This is a genomic window from Burkholderia plantarii (assembly GCF_001411805.1).
GTDB lineage: Bacteria > Pseudomonadota > Gammaproteobacteria > Burkholderiales > Burkholderiaceae > Burkholderia > Burkholderia plantarii.
This window is the reverse complement of sequence record NZ_CP007212.1, coordinates 3,851,920-3,874,131: the sequence shown is the minus strand read 5'-3', so window position 1 is coordinate 3,874,131 and position 22,212 is coordinate 3,851,920. Positions and strand designations below refer to the sequence as shown.

Genomic DNA, 22,212 nt, shown 5'->3' with positions numbered 1-22,212 from the left:
ATCGTGCCCGTCGCGCCCGTCGCGGGTCCGGGGCATGCTCGCCCGCGCCACCTGCGGCCGCGTCGGGAGCGTGATAGCGCGCCCGTCGTCGCTTGCGCCGGCGCGTCGGCGCGAGTCCGGACGCGCGCGCCCGCATGAGCGCCGCACTCCCGCCCGACGCGAGGCTGACCCGAGGACGGCCTGTCCCCGTTGGCCGTTGACCCACCGCGTCGGCGGCGGTCGGGTCGGCCGACGGTCAATATCGAAAGCCGCGCGACAGGCCCCCGGCACTAGCCCGCCAACGACCGGGCGCATGCCTCCGGCCGCGGGTTTTCTCGTGCTCCGCTTCCGGCGCGCAGCCAGATGGGGTTCGATACAATGTCCTTTATCAAATTTCTCGCAAGAATCGCCTCTTGGATTTCCAGACACCTCCCGGCCTGTCGGTCGATCGCGTCGACGGCGGCAAGATCGTGCGCCTGTCCGGGCAATGGACGGCGCTCGCGCTGGCGCGCAATCGCGGCCTCGTGGTCCGGCGCGCCGAGAAGCTCGCGCGCGGCCAGGCGGCGCGCGGCCGGCGCTCGCGCGAGCCGGCCGCGGCGGACGGCCCGGCGGCGCGCTGGGACCTCTCGGCGATCGAGCGGCTCGACCACGTGGGCGGCCAGGCGCTCTGGCGCGCCTGGGGCCACCGGCTGCCGGACGGCGTCGCGCTGACCGACAACCAGCGCATCGTGTTCGAACGCATCGAGCGGCTCGACGAGGCGCGCGAGGCGCCCGAGCCGGTGGTGCGCCATGACCCGGTCACGCGGCTCGGCCTCGCGATGTTCCAGTTCGGCGAGCACCTGTTCGGCGGCGTCGCCATGTTCGGCCGCGTGATCCTCGATCTCGGCGCGGTCATGCGGCGCCCGAAGACGATGCCGTGGACCGAGATCTCCGCGAACGTCTACAACGCCGGCGCGAGGGCGCTGCCGATCACGGCGCTGGTGGCGTTCCTGATCGGCATCGTGCTCAGCTACCTGTCGGCGCAGCAGCTGCAGCAGTTCGGCGCGAACCGCTACATCGTCAACATCCTCGGGCTGTCGGTGATCCGCGAGCTCGGCCCGGTGCTCTCGGCGATCCTGGTGGCGGGGCGCTCGGGCTCGGCGATCACGGCGCAGATCGGCGTGATGCGCGTGACCGAGGAGCTCGATGCGATGCGCGTGATGGGCATCCCGCACGGGCTGCGCATCGTGCTGCCGCGCGTGCTCGCGCTCGGCGTGGCGATGCCGCTGCTGGTGATGTGGACCAATATCGTCGCGCTGTCGGGCGGGGCGCTCGCCGCGAAGTTCGCGCTCGGCATCGATTTCAACTTCTTCGTGCGCTCGCTGCCGGGCGTGGTACCGATCGCAAACCTCTGGATCGGGCTCGGCAAGGGCGTGGTGTTCGGCATGCTGATCGCGCTGGTGGGCTGCCACTTCGGTTTCCGCATCAAGGCGAATTCGCAGAGCCTCGGCGAGGGCACCACCACCTCGGTGGTGTCGTCGATCACGGTGGTGATCCTCGCCGACGCGGTGTTCGCGATCCTGTTCCAGAACGTGGGGCTCGGATGATGGACCACAGACACACGGCGAACACGCCGGCGCCCGGCGGCGACACGGCCGCCGCCGCGATGCGCGCGGCCACCGAGGGCGCGGGCGAGGCAGGCTACGTGATCGAGGTGCGCGACATGACCAAGCGCTACGGGCGCAACGTGGTCCACGAGCATCTCGACTTCGACGTGCGGCAGGGCGAGATCATCTCGATCGTGGGCGGCTCGGGCTCGGGCAAGACCACGCTGGTGCGCCAGATCCTCGGCCTGGAGCGGCCGACCTCGGGCACCGTGCGCGTGTTCGGCGAGGACATCGCCACGCTCGACGGCGACGCCGCGCGCGTGATGCGCAGCCGCTCGGGGATGCTGTTCCAGCACGGCGCGCTGTTCTCGTCGCTGACGGTGTTCGACAACATCGCGCAGCCGCTGCGCGAGTTGGGCCGCGTGCCCGCCGACCTGCTGCACGAGATCGTGATGCTGAAGCTGGAGATGGTCGGGCTGCCGTGCAAGCACGCCTCGAAGATGCCCTCGGCGCTCTCGGGCGGGATGGTCAAGCGTGTCGGCATCGCGCGCGCGATCGCGCTGGAGCCCGAGCTGCTGTTCCTCGACGAGCCGACGGCGGGGCTCGACCCGCGCGCCTCCGACGAGTTCGTCGACCTGATCGCCACGCTGCACCGCACGCTCGGCCTGACCGTGGTGATGATCACGCACGATCTCGATACGATGGTGGCGCTCTCCACGCGGGTGGCGGTGATCGCCGACCGCAAGGTGCTGGTGGCCGCGCCCGTCGAGGAGGCGGCCAGCGTCGATCATCCGTTCATCAAGGAATACTTCCTCGGGCTGCGCGGCCGCCGCGCGCTGCAGGCGCTGCCGCCCGAGCGGCGCGCGAAGCTGCCGAAGGCGGCACTCGAACCGGCGCTGTCCAGCGTCGAGCTGTAACACCAGGGAATCGCGAATGGAAAACAAGTCACATGCGTTCTGGGCCGGCCTCTTCGCCATCGGCCTGCTGCTCGCGATCATCGCGACCGTGTTCTGGTTCAACGTCGACCGCACGGTGCGGATCCCCTACGACCTGGTCGCTCGCACCAATGTGACCGGCCTCTATCCCGACGCGGCCGTGCGTTATCGCGGGCTCGACGTCGGCAAGGTCGCCTCGATCCACTTCGACCACGCGCATCCGGGCGAGATCTCGATCCGCATCCTGGTCGATCGCGACGCGCCGATCACGCGCTCGACGTTCGGCACGCTCGGCTTCCAGGGCGTGACGGGCATCGCGTTCGTGCAGCTCGACGACACCGGCCACGATCTCGCGCCGCTGCCCACCTCGGACAAGGCGGTCGCGCAGATCCCGCTGCATCCGAGCCTGTTCGACCAGCTCCAGCAGCGCGGCGACGTGCTGCTCAAGCAGTTCGAGGTGGCCGCCAGGAGCGTCAACGCGATGCTCTCGCCGGAGATGCGCGAGCAGTTGCGCGCCACCGAGGCGAGCGTGCAGCAGGCCGCCGACGGCGTCGCCGCGCTGACCAAATCGCTCGAGCCCGTCACCGCGCAGCTGCCCGAGACCACCCGCCGCCTGAACCAGGCGCTCGCCTCGGCCGACTCGCTGGTCGGGCCGCACGGGCCGGTGGCCGCGAACCTGGACCGCGCCGGCAAGGCGGCCGAGCAGGCGGGAACTGCGCTCGCCTCGATGGATCAGACGCTGTCCGAACTGAACGCGAGCATCCGTTACGAAACGCTGCCGCGCGTGAATTCGCTGAGTTCGAACCTCGGCGACACCTCGCGCACGGTGCGCGAGGTGGCCGGCGAGATCAGCCGCAACCCGCGCAGCCTGCTGTTCGGCACCAGCGCCGGCTTGCCGGGGCCGGGCGAGGCGGGCTTCGCCTGGCCGCAGGCCGCGCCCGGGCATTGAGCTTGCACGGCGCGCGGGCGGGGCGAACCCGCTCCCGGCCGCAATGCGCGAACGCATGACCGCACCGTCACGACAGGACGAGGCACGCGGGCGCCGCAAGCGGGCGGCCGCGGCACCGGGCAGCCGGCGCGGCGCGCGGCGGCGCCCGTTCACGAGGCTTCGGCCACCCGCTTACGAGATCAAGACCATGCAGGAATTCGCGATGTCACGCTTCACTGTTGTTTCCGCCCGCCGCGCGGCGCTCGCCGGCGCCGCGTTCGCACTGGCGCTGCTCGCCGGCTGCGCGAGCGATGCGGCCCGGATGTCCGACATCCGCTACGACCTCGGCCCGATCGACAGCGGGGGCTTTGCCGCCGCGCCGGCCTCGGGCACCGTGCTCAAGGTGCTCGACATGCGCGCGCCCGACGCGTTCGACACCGACAAGTTCGTCTACCGGCTCGCCTACGCCGACGCGCAGCGCATCGCCACCTACCGCGACAGCCGCTGGACCGCGCCGCCCGCGCAGCTGCTCACGCAGCGGCTGCGCACGGCGCTGGCCTCGCGCGGCACGGTGCTCGACGGCGGCGACGCGGTGCGCGCCACCGTGCTGCACGTCGAGCTGAACGAGTTCGAGCAGGTGTTCGACGGCCAGGACCAGAGCCACGGCGAGGTGGCGGTGCGCGCCACGCTCACGCGCGACGGCGCCGTGCTCGGCCAGCGCAGCTTCGTGTCGCGCGCGCCGGCCAGCACGCCCGATGCGGCGGGCGGCGCGGCGGCGCTGGCCGCCGCCAGCAATGAACTCGTGGCGCAGCTGGTGGCGTGGCTCGCGGTGCAGGCCAGCGCCTCGCCATGACGCGCGCGGCGCCGGCCATGCCCGGTCCGGAGCCGCGATGACGGCCGGCGCGCCGCCGCCCGCCGCGCTCCACGCCTCGTCGCTCGGGCGGCGGCTGTTCGCGGCCTATGCCGCGCTGATCGTCTATGCCTCGCTGTACCCGTTCTCCGGCTGGCGCTCGCTCGGCGTCGGCCCGTTCGACTATCTGCTCGCGCCGATGCCGCGCTACTGGACCGGCTTCGACGTCGTCACCAACGTGCTCGGCTACCTGCCGCTCGGCGCGCTCGCGGTGGGCGCGCTGCATCCACGCGTGCGCGGGCCGGCCGCCGTGCTCGCCGCGACGCTGTTCGGCACGCTGGTGTCGGGCGCGATGGAGGCGCTGCAGACCTACCTGCCCACCCGCGTCGCCTCGAATCTCGACCTCGGCGCCAACGCGCTCGGCACCCTGCTCGGCGCGCTGCTGGCGGCGCCCGTCGTGCCGGCGCTGATCGAGCGCGGGCTGCTGAGGCGGCTGCGCGACAGCTGGTTCGAGCGCGACGCGGCCACGCCGCTGCTGCTGTCGGCGCTGTGGCCGTTCGCGGTGCTGTTCCCGTCGCCGTTCCTGTTCGGCATCGGCAGCTGGCCGAGCGAGCTGTGGGATCGCGCCGACGTGTCGATGCGCGACGCGCTGCTGGCCTGGGCGCCGGCCGGCTGGCGCGTGGCGGGGTGGTCCGACGCGTTCGACGCGCTCGACGCGCGCCTGTCGGCCACCGCCTGGGAGGCGCTGCTCGCCGCGCTGGGCCTGTTCGCGGCGCTCGCGCTCGCGTCGCTGACGATGCGTCGCGAGGCGCCGCGCCAGCGGCTCGTGATCGGCTTCGTCGCCGTGGTGCTGGTGCTGAAGCTGGCCGCCACGTTCGTGCAGTCGCGCAGCGGGCTCGCGTTCGACTGGGCCACGCCGGGCGGTTGCGCGGGCATCGCGCTCGGCCTCGAGGCAGGGCTCGCCGCGCTGCGCCTGCGCGCGGTCTGGCGCGCCACCGCCGCCGCCGCCGCGCTCGCCGTCTCGCTGGTGCTCGTCAACGTGCTGCCGGTGAATCCGTTCTTCGACTATGCGCTGTCGGGCTGGAGCCAGGGCCGCTACCTGCACTTCAACGGCATCGCGCGCTGGCTCGCCTGGATCTGGCCTTACGCGGCGCTGATCTGGCTCGCGTGGCACGCCGAGCGCGGCTGGCTCGGCCGCCGCGCGCGCGGCCGGGGGCCGGGCAGCGACGGGGCGGACGGCACCGGGCACCGGGGCCGCTGAGCGGGGGTTCAGGCGTCCATGCACGCCGGCATGTCGGCCGGGCTCGCCGCCGCTCGCCTCCCGCCGCGGGTTCATTACGAAACGACAGGCGCCCGTCACGAAAAGACGCCCGCGCGCGGCCTCTGCGCCCGTCGCCGCCGCTCGCTATAATCGTTCACCCACCTCACCCATTCAGCCGGCGGCGCCTCGCGCACGCGGGCGGCTCCCACACCATGAACGGCAACGCCTACTACCAGCACCACGTCTTCTTCTGTCTGAACCAGCGCGACCCGAGCGCGAATCGTCAAAGCTGCGCGAATTGCGGTGCGCAGTCGATGCAGGAATACGCGAAAAAGCGCGTGAAGGAGCTGGGCCTCGCGGGCGCCGGCAAGGTTCGCATCAACAAGGCCGGCTGCCTCGACCGCTGCGAGGAGGGGCCGGTGATGGTGGTGTATCCCGAGGGCACCTGGTACACCTACGTCGACAAGCAGGACATCGACGAGATCGTCGAATCGCATTTGCGCGACGGCAAGGTGGTCGAGCGCCTGACGATCTGAGCGGCGTTCGCGCGTTCCGTCTCGCCCCGTTCCGTCTGGTTGCCTCGCGATCCCGTGCGCCGTTCGCGGCGCGTTCGGGCCGCCGTTTTTCCCGTGGTTTTCCCGCCGATTCACCCCGATTCACCGATACCTCGCAGCGAAGCGCCGCCATGAATGCCCAAACCGAGAAATTCCTGATCGACGGCCCGGTCGGCCGCATCGAGATCGCCGTCGACCAGCCGCCCGAGGGCACCGCCACGCGCGGCGTCGCGCTGGTGGCGCATCCGCATCCGCTGTTCGGCGGCAGCATGGACAACAAGGTCGCGCAGACGCTCGCGCGCACCTTCACGCAACTCGGCTACACGGTCTATCGCTCGAACTTCCGCGGCGTCGGCGCGACCGAGGGCACCCATGACAACGGCCACGGCGAGGCCGACGACCTGCTCGCCGTGATCGCCCACCTGCGCGCGCAGCCGGGCCAGGCCGACGCGCCGCTGGTGCTGGCCGGCTTCTCGTTCGGCACGTTCGTGCTGTCGCATGTCGCGAAGCGCCTGCGCGAGCAGGGCGCGGCGATCGAGCGGATGGTGTTCGTCGGCACCGCGGCAAGCCGCTGGGAAGTGGCCGCGGTGCCCGAGGACACCATCGTGATCCACGGCGAAACCGACGACACGGTGCCGATCGCCTCGGTCTACGACTGGGCGCGGCCCCAGGAACTGCCGGTGGTGGTGATCCCGGGCGCCGAGCATTTCTTCCACCGCAAGCTGCACATCCTCCGGCGCGTGATCACCGACGCCTGGCGCTGAAGCCGGCCGCGTGGCCGCCGCCGTGCCGGGCGTCGATCCGGCTCGACCTTGCCTCGACCCGGCATCAGCCCTGCATCAACCCGGCATGAATGCCGGCATCGAACCGGCGATCGAGCCGCCTCGCGCGACGATTTCCGGGCCGGATCGCACGCGCCGCGGCCTGTCCGTTCCGCGCGACGAAAACGCCGCTTGCGGGCTTGGGCCGCCCGCCCGCCCGTATAATGGCCGGGCTTGCCTGCGTCGCGCGCCTGGTCGGGTGCGGTTGGCGGGTTCGGTGACGCCGCGCGAAACCCGCGCGGCGCGCGAACCGACGCCGCTGCCGCCTGTCCAATCCCGCGCGTCGCGCCCGGCTCCGCCAAGGTGCCGCGGCCGGACCGCTCGCCGTCCCGGTTCCCCGATCTCGCGCCCCGTGCGCAGCACTTTCTGCCATCTGCCTGAATCGATCATGCGTTTGTCCTCCGTAGGCCTCAAGTCCCTCGCTTCTTCCACCGCTTTCGCCACCGTCGCGCGCAACGTCGCGCTCGGCGTCGTCGTGCCCGCCGCGCTCGTGACGACGGTCGCCGTCGCGCAGGCAAAGCCCGCCGCCAAGGCGAAGGCCGCCGCGGCGGCCGCCGAGGCGCCGACCGGCGCGCCGGCCACCTATCTGCCGGGCGCGGTACCGCCGCCCGGCGTGAACGCGCGCTCGTGGGTGCTGGTCGACGCGAGCAGCAACCAGGTGCTCGCCTCCGGCAACGCGGACGAGCGCGTCGAGCCCGCCTCGCTGACCAAGCTGATGACGGCCTACCTGGTGTTCGAGGCGCTCTCGACCAAGAAGATCTCGATGGAGCAGGTCGTGACGCCGAGCGAGGCGGTGCGCCGCGTCGGCACCGACGAGTCGCGCATGTTCATCGAGGCGAACAAGCCGGTGTCGGTCCACGACCTCGTCTACGGGATGATCATCCAGTCGGGCAACGACGCCGCGATCGCGCTGGCCGAGCTGGTCGGCGGCAGCGAATCGCAGTTCGTCAACATGATGAACGCCGAGGCGCAGAAGCTCGGCATGAAGGGCACCCACTTCGCCGACGTGAACGGCATGCCCGATCCGCAGCACTACACCACGGCGGGCGACCTCGCCGTGCTGTCGGCGCGCCTGATCCGCGACTTCCCCGACTACTACAACATCTTCTCGGTGAAGGAATTCACCTACAACAACATCCGCCAGCCGAACCGCAACCGGCTGCTGTGGATCGACCCGACCGTGGACGGCCTGAAGACCGGCCACACGCAGGCCGCCGGTTACTGCCTGATCGCCTCGGCCAAGCGCCCGCTGCCGGGCTCCGACGCCTCGCGCCGCCTCGTGTCGGTGATGATGGGCGAGACCAGGGAAAGCGACCGCGTGCAGGACAGCCTGAAGATGCTGAACTACGGCTACAGCGCGTTCGACACGGTGCGTCTCTACAAGGGCGGCCAGGCGGTCGATACGCCGCGCGTCTACAAGGGCCGGGCGAACTCGGTGCAGGTCGGCGTGCAGAAGGACCAGTTCGTGACACTGCCCAAGGGCGCGGGCGACAAGATCAAGCCGCAGGTCACGCTGAACACGCCGATCATCGCGCCGCTCGCCGAAGGCCAGCAGGTCGGCACGGTGCAGTTCGTGGCGGACGGCAAGACGGTCGCGCAGTTCCCGGTCGTCGCGCTGCAGGCGGTGCCGGAAGCGGGCTTCTTCGGCCGCCTCTGGGATTCGATCCTGCTGATGTTCAGCAAGAAGTAAGCAGACACCGGCCCGGCGCGGGGCCGGCGCGCGCGCCGCGCCGGGCTCCGCTGACCTGCCGCAACCCGCGCCGTGCCGCGACGTGGTCGACTCGGACGCATCGCCACTGAGATTTTTTGATCGCCATGAGCCAAGCTGATTTCGATCCGGTCGTCTATCTGAGCATCTCGGCCGAGGAGCAACGGGTGCCGCTGTCGCAGGCGCGCGTGCCGGTCCTCGATCGCGGTTTCATCTTCGGCGACGGCATCTACGAGGTCGTGCCGGTGTACGCGCACGACGGCCGCCGCACGCCGTTCCGGCTGCCGCAGCATCTGGCGCGGCTCGAGCGCAGCCTCAAGAAGCTCGGCATCCCGAACCCGCGCGACGACGCCGGCTGGACCACGCTGATCGACGAGCTGCTCGCCGCCAACGCGGCCGGCTTCGACGAGGGCGAGCACGCCAAGGTCTACCTGCAGATCACGCGCGGCGTCGCCAGGCGCGGCCATGCCTTTCCGGCCGATGTCGTGCCCACCGTGTTCATGATGGTCAGCCCGATGGAGCTGCCCGGCAACGAGATGCGTACCACCGGCGTGCGCTGCGTGACGGCGGAAGACCGCCGCTGGCTGCACGCCGACATCAAGTCGACCTCGCTGCTCGGCAGCGTGCTGATGGCCCAGCATGCGGCCGAACGCAAGGCGTTCGAGACGATCCAGCTGCGCGACGGCAACCTCACCGAGGGCTCGTCGACCAACGTCTGGGTCGTGAAGAACGGCGAACTGCTCGCCCCGCCGCGCAGCAACCGGATCCTCGAAGGCATCCGCTACGCGCTCGTCGAGGAACTCGCCGAGGAGTGCGGGATTCCGTTCGTGGCGCGCGAGATCAACGAAGCCGAACTGCGCGCGGCCGACGAGATCCTGCTGACGTCGGCCACGCGCGAAATCCTGCCCGTCACCTCGCTCGACGATCTGCCGGTGCAGGACGGCCGCCCCGGCCCCGTGTTCATCGCGCTCTACGAGGCCTACCAGCGCGCCAAGGCACGCGAGCTGGCGCTCGCCTGAACGCCCGTTTTCATCGATTCCTTCTGGAGAAGCCAAATGACCGAACCGACCAAGACAGTCGAACTGACTGGTGCGATCGATACCAGGAAGGACACGCTGCTCGAATTTCCCTGTGATTTCCCGATCAAGATCATGGGCAAGGCGCATCCCGAGTTCAAGGACACGATCTTCAAGGTGGTGGCCGTTCACGACAACGAGATCGATCTGGAGAAGATCGAGGAGCGTTCGTCGAGCGGCGGCAACTACACCGGCCTGACGATCACCGTGCGCGCCACCAGCCAGCAGCAGCTCGACGACATCTACCGCTCGCTGACCGGCCATCCGATGGTCAAGGTCGTGCTGTAATTCGCGCCGGCTGCCCGCGTCGTCAGGTATCTCCAGGCGGCGCGGGCGGCATGGCCGGCGGCCGCCGCGCGTGCGCCGCCGCGTTTTCCTCGGTCCGCACCGGCCCCCGATCCCGCCGTTGCCCCGTTGCCCGCGCCCGGCTCAGGGCACCTCGCCGGTCGCCCTGACGTCGGCGACTTTCCCGATCTCCCTCGCCGCGCTGCGCGCGGCCGCCGAGCTGGCCGCCGGCCGCGCCATCACGCGCGCCCAGCTTTGCTCGAAGCGCGCCAGTTCCTCCAGCAGCCAGCTGCGAAACGCCTGCACGCGCGGCAGCTGGATCCGCGAGCGCGGACAGACGAAATAGCAGTGCCACGGGCTCGGCCCGAGGATGTCGAACAGGCGCACGATGCGGCCCGCCTCGAGTTCGGCCGCCGCCAGCGAGCGGCGCACCAGCGCGATGCCCTGGCCGTCGATGGCGGCCTGCACCAACTGCGACGAATCCTGGAACAGCAGCCCGCGCTTGGGCTCGGTCAGCGTGGCGAGGCCGGCGGCGTCGAACCACGGGCGCCACAGTTCATCGTCGGAACGCAGCAGCGGGTAGCGCGCCAGGTCGGCCGGCTCCCTCGGCAGCACGCCGCCGTTGAGCGTGGGCGCGCAGGCCGGCAGGAACACCTCGTCGAACAGCTTTTCCACGTGCAGGCCCGGGTAGTGGCCGTTGCCGAAGCGGATCGCCACGTCGACGTCGTCGCGCGAGAAATCGGTTAGCGAATCGGTGGACTTCAGTTCGAGGTCGATGCCCGGATGCCGGTCGATGAACGAGCCGATCCGCGGCGTGATCCAGCGCGCGGCGAACGACTGCAGCGAGGACACGATCAGCCGGTTCGGCCGGTCCGACGCGCAGACCTCGAGCGTCGCGTCCACCAGCATGGCCAGCGCGGCGCGCACCTGTCGCGCGTAGCGCTCGCCGGCCTCGGTGAGCCCGAGCCGCCGGCCGTTGCGGGTGAAGAGCGGCACGCCGAGTTCCTCCTCGAGCGCGCGGACCTGATGGCTGACCGCGCCGTGCGTGACGAACAGTTCGTCGGCCGCACGCGAGAAGCTCCCGTGGCGGGCGGCGGCCTCGAACGCGCGCAGCGCGTTCAGCGGGGGAAGTTTGCGAGAATCCACTTGCTAATTTTTCTCACAAGAACGTGAAAACGTCTCGTTTTGCGCAAGCCGTTGATGTGTCTACGATTGTAGTCATTCCACCGTGCTTACCGGAGCGCATCATGAGAGAAATTTCTTCAAGCGTTACGTTCGAGATCCAGACCGGTGAGATCGTACCGATGAAAGTGGTGCGCAGCACGCGTCTGGCGGTGCAGGGCGCGACGGTCTGGGCCACGCGCAGCCACGACGTGGACGACTATTTCCTGATGTCGGGTGCGTCGCTGCGGCTGCGCCGCGGCGAGCGGCTGTGGCTCGGCGTCGAGGGGCCCGGCAGCGCCTGCGTCTCGTTCAGCGTCGCGGCCACGCCGCGCGAGGCCGCGCACACGCTGTTCGCGCGGCTCGCCGGCTGGCTCGCGCGCTTCCACGACGGCTGGCGCACGGTCTGAGCGGCGCGCGCCACGCGCATCGGCCGCCATTGACGTCATCGATGTCGGCATCGCCGTTGCCGTTACCGCACAGGAGGCCGGCGGCGCGTGTCGGTTTTCGGTAAACTAGCGCCCATGTCAGCGCCGCCGGTTTCTAACCTGTCCCCTATATCCATCGAGTCCGGCAGCGCGGGTGCCCCCGAGGCCGCCGCGCTGTCGCCGATCGTCGTGCGGTGGCTCGGCTCCGCGCCTTACGAGCCGACCTTCGACGCGATGCGCGCGTTCACCGACGCGCGCACGCCCGACACGCCCGACGAGATCTGGCTCGTCGAACATCCGCCCGTCTTCACGCTCGGCCAGGCCGGCAACCCTTCGCACCTGCTCATCGCCGACAGCGGCGTGCCGCTCGTGAAGGTCGATCGCGGCGGGCAGATCACCTATCACGGGCCGGGCCAGATCGTCGCCTACCTGCTGGTGGACCTGCGGCGCCGCAAGCTGATGGTGCGCGGCATGGTCGAGCGCATCGAGCAGGCCGTGATCGAAACCCTCGCGGCGTATAATCTCGCGTCGGTCCGCAAGGCGGGCGCGCCCGGCATCTACGTGGAATCGGGGCCGCATGCGGGCGCGAAGATCGCCGCCCTCGGGCTCAAGATCCGCAACGGCTGCAGTTATCACGGCCTGAGCCTCAACGTGCAGATGGACCTCCGCCCGTTTCTCGCGATCAATCCGTGCGGCTACGCGGGACTCGAAACGGTCGACATGGCGACCGTCGGCGTGATCGCCGACTGGCGCGACGTCGCCGGCACGCTCGTGCGCCGTCTGACCGCCAACCTCGACGGCACCATCGCCGCCGCTTTGCCGCAGGCACTGGAACATTCGAATGACTGACGTAACCGCAACCCCCGCATCGGCCGATCCGGTCGCCGCCTACGATCCGACCTCGAAGCAGAAGGCCCAGGCAAAGACGGCCCGGATTCCGATCAAGATCGTGCCGATCGAGAAGCTGAAGAAGCCCGAGTGGATCCGCGTGAAGGCGGCCACCGGCAGCTCGCGCTTCAACGAGATCAAGACGATCCTGCGCGAGCACAACCTGCACACCGTCTGCGAGGAAGCGAGCTGCCCGAACATCGGCGAGTGTTTCGGCAAGGGCACCGCCACCTTCATGATCATGGGCGATAAATGCACGCGTCGCTGCCCGTTCTGCGACGTCGGCCACGGCCGCCCCGATCCGCTCGATCCGCAGGAGCCGGCCAACCTCGCGCGCACCATCGGCGCGCTGCGCCTGAAGTACGTGGTGATCACGAGCGTGGACCGCGACGACCTGCGCGACGGCGGCGCCGGCCACTTCGTCGAGTGCATCCGCCAGGTGCGCGAGCAGTCGCCCGAGACGCGCATCGAAATCCTCACGCCGGACTTCCGCGGCCGGCTCGACCGTGCGATCGGCATCCTGAACGCCGCGCCGCCCGACGTGATGAACCACAACCTCGAAACGGTGCCGCGCCTCTACAAGGAAGCACGCCCCGGTTCGGACTACGCGCATTCGCTGAAGCTGCTGAAGGATTTCAAGGCGCTGCATCCGGAAGTCGCGACCAAGTCGGGGCTGATGGTGGGCCTGGGCGAGACGCCCGAGGAAATCCTGCAGGTGATGCGCGACCTGCGCGAGCACGACGTCGACATGCTGACGATCGGCCAGTACCTGCAGCCGTCCGAGCACCACCTGCCGGTGCGCGAGTACGTGCATCCGGACGTGTTCAAGATGTACGAGGAAGAGGCCTACAAGATGGGCTTCACGCACGCGGCCGTGGGCGCGATGGTGCGTTCGAGCTACCACGCCGATCTGCAGGCGCATGGGGCGGGCGTGGTTTGAGTCACCCCCGTCGGCGCGAAAGCGGCGCCTGAAAGCACGACCCGAAAGCCCGCCCTCCGGCGGGCTTTTGCTTTGGGGCGGAGGTGAGCGGGCCGCCGCGCTGCCGCCGCGCCCGCGCCGCGATCCCGTCGCCGCCATCTACCCGAACGCGAAAAGCATAGCGGCGGCAGCGTCAATTGCATCGCAGGAATCGTTAGAACCGCGTGCGGGCCAAGTCTCTATAGTCGGGCGCTTTCGTGCCTTTTCGTGCCACCCGCTTGCCGACTAGAGGATCCTCATGCCGCGTTTCAGCCCCGTCCGCGCCGCCGTCGCGCTCGCCACCGCGTTCGCCGCCCTTGCCACCGCGCTGCCGCTCGCCGCGCGCGCGGCCGACAAGGAGGTGGTGATCGCCTATCAGGACATGGTCGTGCCGTGGCGCTACGCGCAGGCCACCGGCGAGGTCGAGAAGGCGACCGGCTACCACGTCACGTTCCGCAAGCTCGGCAGCGGCGCCGACGTGATCCGCGCGCTCGCCTCGGGCTCGGTGCAACTGGGCGAGGCGGGTTCGAGCCCGATCGCGGCCGGCCTCTCGCAGGGGGTGGACATCTTGCTGTTCTGGATTCTCGACAACATCAACGACGCCGAGGCGCTGGTCGCGCGCAACGGCTCGGGCGTGACCAGCGTGGCCGGCCTGAAGGGCCACAAGATCGGCGTGCCGTTCGTCTCCACCTCGCATTTCCACACGCTGGTGGCGCTGCAGCAGGCCGGCGTACACCCGAACGACGTGAAGATCGTCAACCTGCGCCCGCCCGAGGTCGCGGCGGCCTGGGCGCGCGGCGACATCGACGCGACCTACATCTGGGATCCGGTGCTCGCGAAGGTCAAGCAGAGCGGCACGGTGCTGACCACCTCGGGGCAGGTCGCGAAGGCGAGCGGCAAGGCGACCTTCGACGGCTTCGTGGTCACGCGCGGCTTCGCGAAGGACCACGCCGATTTCGTCACGCGCTTCGTGAAGGTGCTGGCCGCGGCCGACGCCGACTATCGCGCGCATCCGGCCGCCTGGGGCAAGGGCTCGGCGCAGGCCGCGGCGGTCGCGAAGGAATCGGGCGCGAATCCCGACGACGTGCCGGCGAGCCTCGCGCTCTATGCGTTCCCCTCGCTTGCCGAGCAGGCATCGGCCACCTGGCTCGGCGGCGGCGCGCAAGCGGGCGCGGCGAAGTCGCTGGCCGCCACGGCGGCGTTCCTGAAGACGCAGGGCACGATCCAGACGGTGCTGCCCGACTACTCGGTCGGCGTCGATCCGCGCTTCGTGCAGGCGGCCGCGCATTGAGCGGCCGCGACCGACGCCGAGGCGCGCGATGAGCCTGCTCGAGATCCGGCAACTGTCGGTGGCCTATCCCGGCGAACACGGGCGCGACGGCACGCGGGCGCTTGCCGGCGTCGACCTGTCGATCGAGGCAGGCGAATTCGTGGTGGCGGTGGGCGCGTCCGGCTGCGGCAAGACCACCTTGCTGAACTGCATCGCCGGCTTCGTCGAGCCGGGCGCCGGCGAGGTGCGCATCGACGGCGCGCCGGTGAGCGGGCCGGGCGCCGATCGCGGCGTCGTGTTCCAGAAATACGCGCTGCTGCCGTGGCTCGACGTGCTTGACAACGTCGCGCTCGGGCTGCGTTTCCAGCGCGTGCCGAAGGCCGAGCGCCACGCGCGCGCGCGCCGGATGCTCGCGCTGGTCGGGCTCGAACGGCATGCCCACGCGCGCGTCTACGAACTCTCGGGCGGCATGCAGCAGCGCGTGGGCATCGCGCGCGCGCTCGCCGGCGAGCCGCGCGTGCTGCTGATGGACGAGCCGATGGGCGCGCTCGACGCGCTCACGCGCGAGTCGATGCAGGCGCTCGTGCTCGATCTGTGGGCGCGCACCGGCAAGACGGTGTTCTTCATCACGCACGACGTCGAGGAGGCGCTGTTTCTCGGTACGCGCGTGGTGGTGATGACGCCGGGGCCGGGGCGCATCGCCGAATCGCATGCGCTGCCGTTCGCGCGGCGCTACGTGAACACGCGCGATGCGCGCGCCGTGAAGTCGGCGCCCGATTTCATCGCATGGCGTGAGCGGCTGATCGGCCTGCTGCATCGGCGCGACGCGAAGGAGGCGGCGTGAGCGGGCGCGACGAGGGGCTGGGCGGCACGGCGTTCGATGTTGCGGAGGCGGGTGCGTCGGGGCGTGATGTCGAGTCGTCCGGGACGGATCGTGCGCGTACTGAGGCTGACGTGCAGGCGCATGTCGAGGTTGGTTCGCGTGAGCATGCCGCCGACTTGCCGCGGGCAGGGTCGACCCGCGCGAGCACCGGCGAGGCGACGCAGGCCGCCGCGGTCGCTGCCGGCTCGCATGGCGCGTCGCCGGCCGCCCGCCGCACGACGCCTCGCCGTCGCGCGCATCACGGCTCGCGGCGCCCCGGCGACGGCCCGACGGCCGCGCTCAGCGGCGCATCGGTGGCCGGGCTCGCGCTGCTCTGGTGGGCCGCGACGCATTTCGGCTGGGTGCCGCCGCTGTTCCTGCCGGCACCGGCGGCGGTCTGGCGCGCGTTCGTCGATGCGTGGCACGGCGACCTGCAGGGCGGCGTGCCGCTCGCCGAGCATCTGGGCTGGAGCACGCTGCGCGTGTTCGGTGCGTTCGCGCTGGCGGCGCTGATCGGCATTCCGGTCGGCATCCTGATGGGCGTGAGCCGCGTGGCGCGCGGGCTGCTCGATCCGCCGCTCGAGTTCTACCGGCCGCTGCCGCCGCTCGCCTACCTGCCGCTGGTGGTGATCTGGTTCGGCATCGACGAGACCGCCAAGATCGTGGTGATCTTCCTCGCCTGCTTCGCGCCGATCGCGATGGCCGCGCGCGCCGGCGCACGCAGCGCGACGCGCGAACAGATTGCCGCGGCGTGGTCGCTCGGCGGCAGCGCCGCGCAGGTGGTGCGCCACGTGGTGCTGCCGGCCGCGCTGCCCGAGATCCTGACCGGGCTGCGGATCGCCATCGGCTTCGGCTGGACCACGCTGGTGGCGGCCGAAATGGTGGCCGCCACGGCCGGGCTCGGGCAGATGGTGCTCAACGCGTCGAGCTTCCTGCGTACCGACGTGGTGGTGATGGGGATCGTGCTGATCGGCCTGATCGCCTGGGGCTTCGATCTGGCGATGCGCGCGCTGGAGCGGCGGCTCGTGCCTTGGAAGGGGCGCGGGTAGGGTGGGGGACGGGCGCGGGCGTCGGCCGGTTTTCCTTTTCACCGTGCCGGCAAAACCTCGGTGGCGCTCCGGCGCGTCGAACCATCGAACGCGTTCCTGCCGCGCGGAGGTCGCCCGTCGTGGCGCGAACGTGACGCGCCGGCGCGCCGATTGATCGATCATGTGCCGAACGCCGAACGCCGAACGCCGAACGCCGAACGCCGAACGCCGAACGCCGAACGCCGAGCGGCCGGCTGGAACCGCAGCATTCCACCGGAACCGCGCAATCCGCCGCGCCGCATCCACACCGCATCCAGCCCCGTCTCCCAAGCCCGCGCCGTCACTCCCCGACCGCCACCCCTTCGCGCCGCGGATCGGCGCCGCCGAGCCACAGCGACTGCCCGTCCACGCTGATCCGCTGCAGCCCGGCCAGCCCCGACGCCACCTCGACCATCCGCACGTCATGCCCGCGCCGCCGCAGCGCGTCGGCGAGCGTATCGGACACGCGTGCGCGTTCCAGCTCGGTCGGGCCGTTGCGCGAGCCGACGTAGGGCAGCGCGATCGCCTGCTGGATCGTCAGCCCCTGGTCGCCGACGCCGACCAGCGTCTTCGCCGCGTCCACGCCGTCGGCGGCGCCGAGCACCAGCGCCACGCGCCGCGTGCCGCGCTCGAACACGAGTTCGGGCGCGAGCGACGAACGCGGACGCTTGCCGCCCTCCACACGGTTCGCGAGCGGCTGGCCGCGATTGGGCGGCAGATGCGAGAAGGCGTCGAGGCCGTCGTTGAGCAGGAAGCCGCGCACCATCAGCTTCGCGCCGAACGGGCGGCCGAGCCCCGAACTCATCGACACGGCCGCGCCGTAGCGATCGACGATCGACAGCTGGCTCGCGGCCGGCGCGGTCGCGGCCGGGTCGTCGCCGAACGCGCCCGCGAGTGACGCGCCGTCCGGCAGGCCCGCGCTCGCGCGGCCGGTATCGGTCTCGCCGATCCGCCGCGCGCGCTGCGCCAGATAGGCGGGCGCGACGAGCCGCTGCCAGTCGGCGCCCGGCCCGCCCGGCGCCGCGATGAAGTCGGGGTCGGCGACGTAGCGCGCGCGGTCGGCGTAGGCCAGCCGCCCCGCCTCGCTGAACAGGTGCGCGGCGAGCGGCGTGGGTTCGAGGCCGGACGCCGTGCGCACGGCCTGCTGCGTGGCCGGCTTGCGCCAGTCGGGCCGCGCCTCGAGGATGCCGAGCAGCTGCGCGACGACGAGCCCGCCCGAGGACGGTGGCGGCATCCCGCAGACGGTCCAGTTGCGATAGTCGGTGCAAAGCGGCGTGCGCGGCCGGGCGCGATAGCGCGCGAGATCCTGCAGCGTCAGCAGCCCGGGGTTTGCCGCCGGCTTGCCGACCCGCGCGACGATCTCGCGCGCGATCGGGCCTTCGTAGAAGGCGTGCGCGCCGCCGCCCGCGATCTGCCGCAAGGTGGCCGCGAGCGCGGGGTTGCGCAGCAGCGTGCCGGCCGCCTTCGGCTGGCCGTCGCGGTCGTAGTAGAGCGCGCGCGCGGCGGCGTCGTCGCGCAGCGCCGGTTCGCGCGCGAGCAGCGCGGCGAGGCGCGGGCTGATCGGCACGCCCTGCTCGGCGAGCCGGATCGCCGGCTGAAACAGGCGCTTCCACGGCAGCCGGCCGTGCGCGCGATAGGCCGTCTCGAGCATGCGCAGCGTGCCCGGTACGCCGACCGCGCGCGCGCCGGATTCGCCGGGTGTGCCGTCGGCGCCGGCGAACAGGCGCCCGTTCGCGGCGGCCGGCGCCGTTTCGAGGCCGTCGAGCGCCTCGGTGGTCTTGCCGTCGCTGAACAGCAGGAACGCGCCGCCGCCGAGCCCGGACGACTGCGGTTCGACGAGCGTGAGCACCATCTGCGCCGCGATCGCCGCGTCGACGGCGCTGCCGCCCGCCTTCAGGACCTCGGCGCCGGCCTGCGCGGCGAACGGGTTCGCGGCGACGATCATCTCGCGCCGCGCGGTCCAGCCGGGCTTGTCGGTCCAGCCGGTGGCGGCCTCGGCGCGCGCCGCGTCGGCGTCGTCCGCGCCGCCGGCCGGGGCCGACGCGGCTGCCGGTCCCGACGCGCCCGGCGGATGCGATGTGCCCGGCGTGGTCGAGGTCGAGCAGGCGCTCAGCGCGACCAGCAGGACGGCGGCGGCGGCCAGAGCGGCGCCGGTGGCGGACAGGGTCGGGCGCGGGCGAATCCGGTCGATCATCGATTACCTCGGAAGGAGCGTCGGAGAAAAAGAGGGCGCGGGCGGCGCGCCATTGTCGCCGCTCGCATGGGGTGGCGTCATCCGGAATCCCTCGATCGCCGCGAGCGGGGCGCCGTGCATCAGCGCGATCCGCCAGGCTGGTCGACCGCGCGCCCCGACCTGCGCGCCTCGTCGAGGATGAACTCGATGAAGGTGGCCGTCGCGCGCGTATGGTGGCGGTTCGGCATGTAGAGCAGCGCCATGCGCGTGCCGAAGATGCTGAGCCGGTACGCGTCGAGCGTGGTGACCACGGCGCCGCGGCGCCAGTCGTCGTGGATCACGTAGTCGGGCACGATGCCCACGCCGAGCCCGGCCAGCACGGCCTGGCGCAGGAACGGGAAGTTCTCGGAGATCAGCGTGGGGGCGAGCAGCACCTCGTGGCGCTCGCCGTCGAGATAGGCGGCGATCCGCAGCTGCCGCCCGACCACCGTGGCGGTGATCACGGGCGCGTCGGCCAGCGCGTCGAGCGTGGCCGGCATGCCGTGGCGCGCCGCGAACTCGGGCGCCGCGCAGGCCACGTAGCGCACCGCGCCCATGTCGCGCGCGACGAGGTTCTGCGGCGCCTCGGCCAGCACGCGCACGGCGATGTCGACCTCGTCGCGCAGCAGGTCCTCGACGCGGTTTTCGAACACCACGTCGAGCACGATGCCGGGATGGCGCCGCTTGAACGCGATCAGCCAGTCCGACATCACGATCTGCCCGTAGCCGCTCGGCACCGACAGCCGCACGCGCCCCTGCAGTTCCTGGCCGAGCGTGGCCACCGTCTCGCGCGCGGCCAGCAGCTCGTGCTGGATGCGCCGGCCGTGCTCGACGAGCCGCAGCGCCACCTCGGTCGGCTCGATGCGCCGCGTGGTGCGCCGCACCAGTTGCAGGCCGACCGACTTCTCCAGCTGGTTGAGCCGGTAGCTCACGTTGGCGCGGCTCATCTTGAGCCGGCGCGCGGCGTTGCTGAGATTGCCGGCGTCGAGGATCTCGACGAGCAGCGTCAACGCGTTCAGGTCCATCCCGGTGCCACCCGTCGATTGTCAAAAAAACTTTGACAGCTTGTAAAACGATTCTGAAATTGTCAATCGGGCTGGATCAATCGAGAATCGACGGCATCGCAAGGCGCACCGCCGGTTGCCCCGCTGCCAGCTGCCGTAGGCGGCCGCCAGCCGCGCCCATTTCATCCGAGGAGACCCGATGTCCACGCCGCTTCCGTCCGCCTCCGGCACCGTCACGCGCGAGCGTCGTGACAAGGTGCTCGTCGTCACCGTCGATCATCCGCCCGTCAACGCGCTGTCCGCCGAGGTGCGGCGCGGCCTCGTGGACGCGTTCGACGCGGCCGCCGCCGATGCCGCCGTGGCGGCGGTGCTGATCGTCGGCGCGGGCCGCAACTTCATCGCCGGTGCCGACATCCGCGAATTCGGCCAGCCGCCGCAGCCACCCGCGCTGCCCGACGTGTGCCGCCGCATCGAGGACAGCGCGAAGCCGGTGGTGGTGGCGCTGCACGGCGCGACGCTCGGCGGCGGCCTCGAGGTGGCGCTCGCCGCGCACTACCGGATCGCGCTGCCGGGCGCCACGCTGGGCCTGCCCGAGGTGCTGCTCGGGCTGCTGCCCGGCGCCGGCGGCACCCAGCGCGCGCCGCGCCTGATCGGCGCGGCCGCGGCGCTCGACCTGATGCTGAGCGGGCGGCACGTCGGCGCCGAGGCCGCACTCGGGCTCGGCCTCGTCGATCGCGTGGCCGCCAGCGACGATACGCTGGCCGAAGGGCTCGCCTACACGCACGAACTGCTGGCCGCCGCGGCGCCGGTGCGCCGCACGCGCGACGCGCAGGGGCTGGCCGACCGCGCCGCGGCCGAGGCGGCGATCGAGGCCGCGCGCGCCGAACTGGCGCGGCGCTCGCGCGGGCTGTTCTCGCCGCAGCGCATTGTCGAGGCGGTGCAGGCGGCGCTGACGCTGTCGTTCGACGCCGGCCTGCAGCGCGAGCGCGAGCTGTTCATGGCCTGCCTGGACAGCCCGCAGCGCGCGGGCCTGGTCCACGCGTTCTTCGCCGAGCGCGAGGCCGCCAAGGCGCCGGGCGCCGCGGGCGCGGTAGCGCGGCCAGTCGAGCGCGTCGGCGTGGTGGGCGGCGGCACGATGGGCGCCGGCATCGCGGTGGCGGTGCTCGACGCCGGGCTGCCGGTGACGATGATCGAGCGCGACGCGGCCTCGCTCGAACGCGGCCGCGCCCACGTCGCGAAGGTCTACGACGCGCTGGTCGCGAAAGGGCGGCTCACCGCCGAGGCGCGCGACGCGCGGCTCGCGCGCCTGACCGGCAGCACCGCCTACGACGCGCTCGCCGATGCCGATCTCGTGATCGAGGCGGTGTTCGAGGAGATGGCCGTCAAGCAGGCCGTGTTCGCCGAACTCGCGCGCGTCACGAAGCCGGGCGCGGTACTCGCCACCAACACCTCGTATCTCGACATCGACGCGCTGGCCGCCACCACCGGCGCGCGCGCGGGCGACGTGATCGGCCTGCACTTCTTCTCGCCCGCGCATCGGATGAAGCTGCTCGAGATCGTCGTGCCGGCGCGCGTGAGCGCCGAGGTGGTGGCCACCGCGTTCGGCTTCGCGAAGCGGCTGCGCAAGGTGGCGGTGCGCGCGGGCGTCTGCGACGGCTTCATCGGCAACCGGCTGCTGGCGGTGTACCGCGCGGCGGCCGACTACCTGATGGAGGACGGCGCGTCGCCGTACGAGATCGACGCGGCGATCCGCGGCTTCGGCTTCCCGATGGGACCGTATCAGGTGATCGATCTGGCGGGCGGCGACATCGGCTGGGCCACCCGCAAGCGCCGCGCGGCTACGCGCGATCCGGCGCTGCGCTATGTGGCGATCGCCGACCGGCTCTGCGAGCGCGGCTGGTTCGGGCAGAAGACGCAGCGCGGCTTCTACCGCTACCCGGACGGCGCGCGCGGCGGCCAGCCCGATCCGGAAGTGGAGGCGATCGTCGCGGCCGAGCGCGCGGCCAAGGGCATCGTGCCGCGCGCGTTCGACGCCGACGAGATCGTGCGCCGCTACCTGGCCGCGATGATCAACGAGGCGGCCAACGTGCTGCACGAGAAAATCGCGCTGCGCCCGCTCGACGTGGACGTGGTGCTGGTTCACGGCTATGGTTTTCCGCGCCATCGTGGCGGCCCGCTCCACCATGCCGACACGCTCGGTCTCGCCGAGGTGCTGGCCGATATTCGCCGCTACGCCGCCGAGGATCCGGTGTTCTGGCGCCCCTCGCCGCTGCTGGTGGAGCTGGCCGAACGCGGCGAGACCTTCGCGAGCCTCAATCGCGCCGGCTGAGCGCCGCCGTCCGCGATGCGATCCCGAACCCTTCGCCCCCGACCGGAGCC

20 protein-coding genes are annotated in these 22,212 nt (G+C 71.5%); 17 read left to right on the top strand and 3 right to left on the bottom strand.

Annotation, left to right across the window (positions count from 1 at the left end):
- The first annotated feature begins 392 nt into the window (after positions 1–392).
- The 10 genes from bpln_RS16625 (at position 393) to bpln_RS16580 (ending at position 9,986) form a co-directional block, all read left to right on the top strand.
- Positions 393–1,565 (top strand): MlaE family ABC transporter permease, encoded by a 1,173-nt coding sequence (locus bpln_RS16625; protein WP_042626125.1) that lies wholly within the window; start codon positions 393–395, stop codon positions 1,563–1,565.
- A 59-nt stretch (positions 1,566–1,624) separates the two neighbouring features.
- Positions 1,625–2,482, top strand: a complete 858-nt coding sequence (locus tag bpln_RS16620; RefSeq protein ID WP_042626773.1) for an ABC transporter ATP-binding protein — start codon at positions 1,625–1,627, stop codon at positions 2,480–2,482.
- A 16-nt stretch (positions 2,483–2,498) separates the two neighbouring features.
- Positions 2,499–3,449, top strand: a complete 951-nt coding sequence (locus tag bpln_RS16615; protein ID WP_042626124.1) for an MlaD family protein — start codon at positions 2,499–2,501, stop codon at positions 3,447–3,449.
- Between the two features lie 202 nt (positions 3,450–3,651).
- Positions 3,652–4,281 (top strand): ABC-type transport auxiliary lipoprotein family protein, encoded by a 630-nt coding sequence (locus bpln_RS16610; protein ID WP_042626772.1) that lies wholly within the window; start codon positions 3,652–3,654, stop codon positions 4,279–4,281.
- Between the two features lie 37 nt (positions 4,282–4,318).
- The gene (locus tag bpln_RS16605; RefSeq protein WP_042626123.1) at positions 4,319–5,539 is read left to right on the top strand and encodes a VanZ family protein; all 1,221 of its coding nucleotides are present in this window, start codon (positions 4,319–4,321) and stop codon (positions 5,537–5,539) included.
- Between the two features lie 212 nt (positions 5,540–5,751).
- On the top strand, positions 5,752–6,075 hold the full coding sequence (locus bpln_RS16600) for a (2Fe-2S) ferredoxin domain-containing protein (protein WP_055139308.1): 324 nt from the start codon (positions 5,752–5,754) through the stop codon (positions 6,073–6,075).
- Between the two features lie 149 nt (positions 6,076–6,224).
- A complete protein-coding gene (locus tag bpln_RS16595; protein WP_042626121.1) occupies positions 6,225–6,857 on the top strand; it encodes an alpha/beta hydrolase in 633 nt (210 codons plus the stop codon).
- A 445-nt stretch (positions 6,858–7,302) separates the two neighbouring features.
- Positions 7,303–8,604: a D-alanyl-D-alanine carboxypeptidase family protein gene (locus bpln_RS16590; RefSeq protein WP_042626120.1), complete on the top strand. Its 1,302-nt coding sequence runs from the start codon at positions 7,303–7,305 to the stop codon at positions 8,602–8,604.
- 125 nt (positions 8,605–8,729) lie between these two features.
- Positions 8,730–9,641, top strand: a complete 912-nt coding sequence (locus bpln_RS16585) for a D-amino acid aminotransferase (protein WP_055139562.1) — start codon at positions 8,730–8,732, stop codon at positions 9,639–9,641.
- 36 nt (positions 9,642–9,677) lie between these two features.
- The gene (locus bpln_RS16580) at positions 9,678–9,986 is read left to right on the top strand and encodes an HP0495 family protein (RefSeq protein ID WP_042626118.1); all 309 of its coding nucleotides are present in this window, start codon (positions 9,678–9,680) and stop codon (positions 9,984–9,986) included.
- Between the two features lie 141 nt (positions 9,987–10,127).
- On the opposite strand, the gene bpln_RS16575 is transcribed toward bpln_RS16580, so the two are convergent.
- Complete coding sequence (locus bpln_RS16575; RefSeq protein ID WP_055139307.1) at positions 10,128–11,129, bottom strand: transcriptional regulator GcvA; 1,002 nt, start codon at positions 11,127–11,129, stop codon at positions 10,128–10,130.
- Between the two features lie 101 nt (positions 11,130–11,230).
- Here bpln_RS16575 and bpln_RS16570 point away from each other — a divergent pair, with 101 nt between their 5' ends.
- The 6 genes from bpln_RS16570 (at position 11,231) to bpln_RS16545 (ending at position 16,599) form a co-directional block, all read left to right on the top strand.
- Entirely contained in the window at positions 11,231–11,554 is a 324-nt protein-coding gene (locus bpln_RS16570; protein ID WP_055139306.1) for a DUF2917 domain-containing protein, read from the top strand.
- Positions 11,555–11,668: 114 nt separating this feature from the next.
- Entirely contained in the window at positions 11,669–12,421 is a 753-nt protein-coding gene (gene lipB, locus bpln_RS16565; protein ID WP_042626115.1) for a lipoyl(octanoyl) transferase LipB, read from the top strand.
- Entirely contained in the window at positions 12,414–13,400 is a 987-nt protein-coding gene (lipA, locus tag bpln_RS16560; RefSeq protein WP_042626114.1) for a lipoyl synthase, read from the top strand. The genes lipB and lipA overlap by 8 nt, the downstream gene beginning before the upstream one ends.
- A 277-nt stretch (positions 13,401–13,677) precedes the next feature.
- A complete protein-coding gene (gene tauA, locus bpln_RS16555; protein ID WP_055139305.1) occupies positions 13,678–14,709 on the top strand; it encodes a taurine ABC transporter substrate-binding protein in 1,032 nt (343 codons plus the stop codon).
- Positions 14,710–14,737: 28 nt separating this feature from the next.
- Positions 14,738–15,532 (top strand): taurine ABC transporter ATP-binding protein, encoded by a 795-nt coding sequence (locus tag bpln_RS16550; RefSeq protein ID WP_055139304.1) that lies wholly within the window; start codon positions 14,738–14,740, stop codon positions 15,530–15,532.
- Between the two features lie 110 nt (positions 15,533–15,642).
- Positions 15,643–16,599 carry an ABC transporter permease subunit gene (locus tag bpln_RS16545; protein ID WP_420807343.1) on the top strand — a complete coding sequence of 319 codons (957 nt, stop codon included), beginning with the start codon at positions 15,643–15,645 and terminating at the stop codon, positions 16,597–16,599.
- Positions 16,600–16,918: 319 nt separating this feature from the next.
- On the opposite strand, the gene bpln_RS16540 is transcribed toward bpln_RS16545, so the two are convergent.
- Both bpln_RS16540 and bpln_RS16535 read right to left on the bottom strand, forming a co-directional pair.
- A complete protein-coding gene (locus bpln_RS16540; RefSeq protein ID WP_055139303.1) occupies positions 16,919–18,811 on the bottom strand; it encodes a gamma-glutamyltransferase family protein in 1,893 nt (630 codons plus the stop codon).
- Between the two features lie 119 nt (positions 18,812–18,930).
- On the bottom strand, positions 18,931–19,854 hold the full coding sequence (locus bpln_RS16535) for a LysR family transcriptional regulator (RefSeq protein WP_055139302.1): 924 nt from the start codon (positions 19,852–19,854) through the stop codon (positions 18,931–18,933).
- Between the two features lie 178 nt (positions 19,855–20,032).
- On the opposite strand from bpln_RS16535, the gene bpln_RS16530 reads away from it, so the two are divergent.
- Complete coding sequence (locus bpln_RS16530) at positions 20,033–22,162, top strand: 3-hydroxyacyl-CoA dehydrogenase NAD-binding domain-containing protein (protein ID WP_055139301.1); 2,130 nt, start codon at positions 20,033–20,035, stop codon at positions 22,160–22,162.
- Positions 22,163–22,212: the final 50 nt, after the last annotated feature.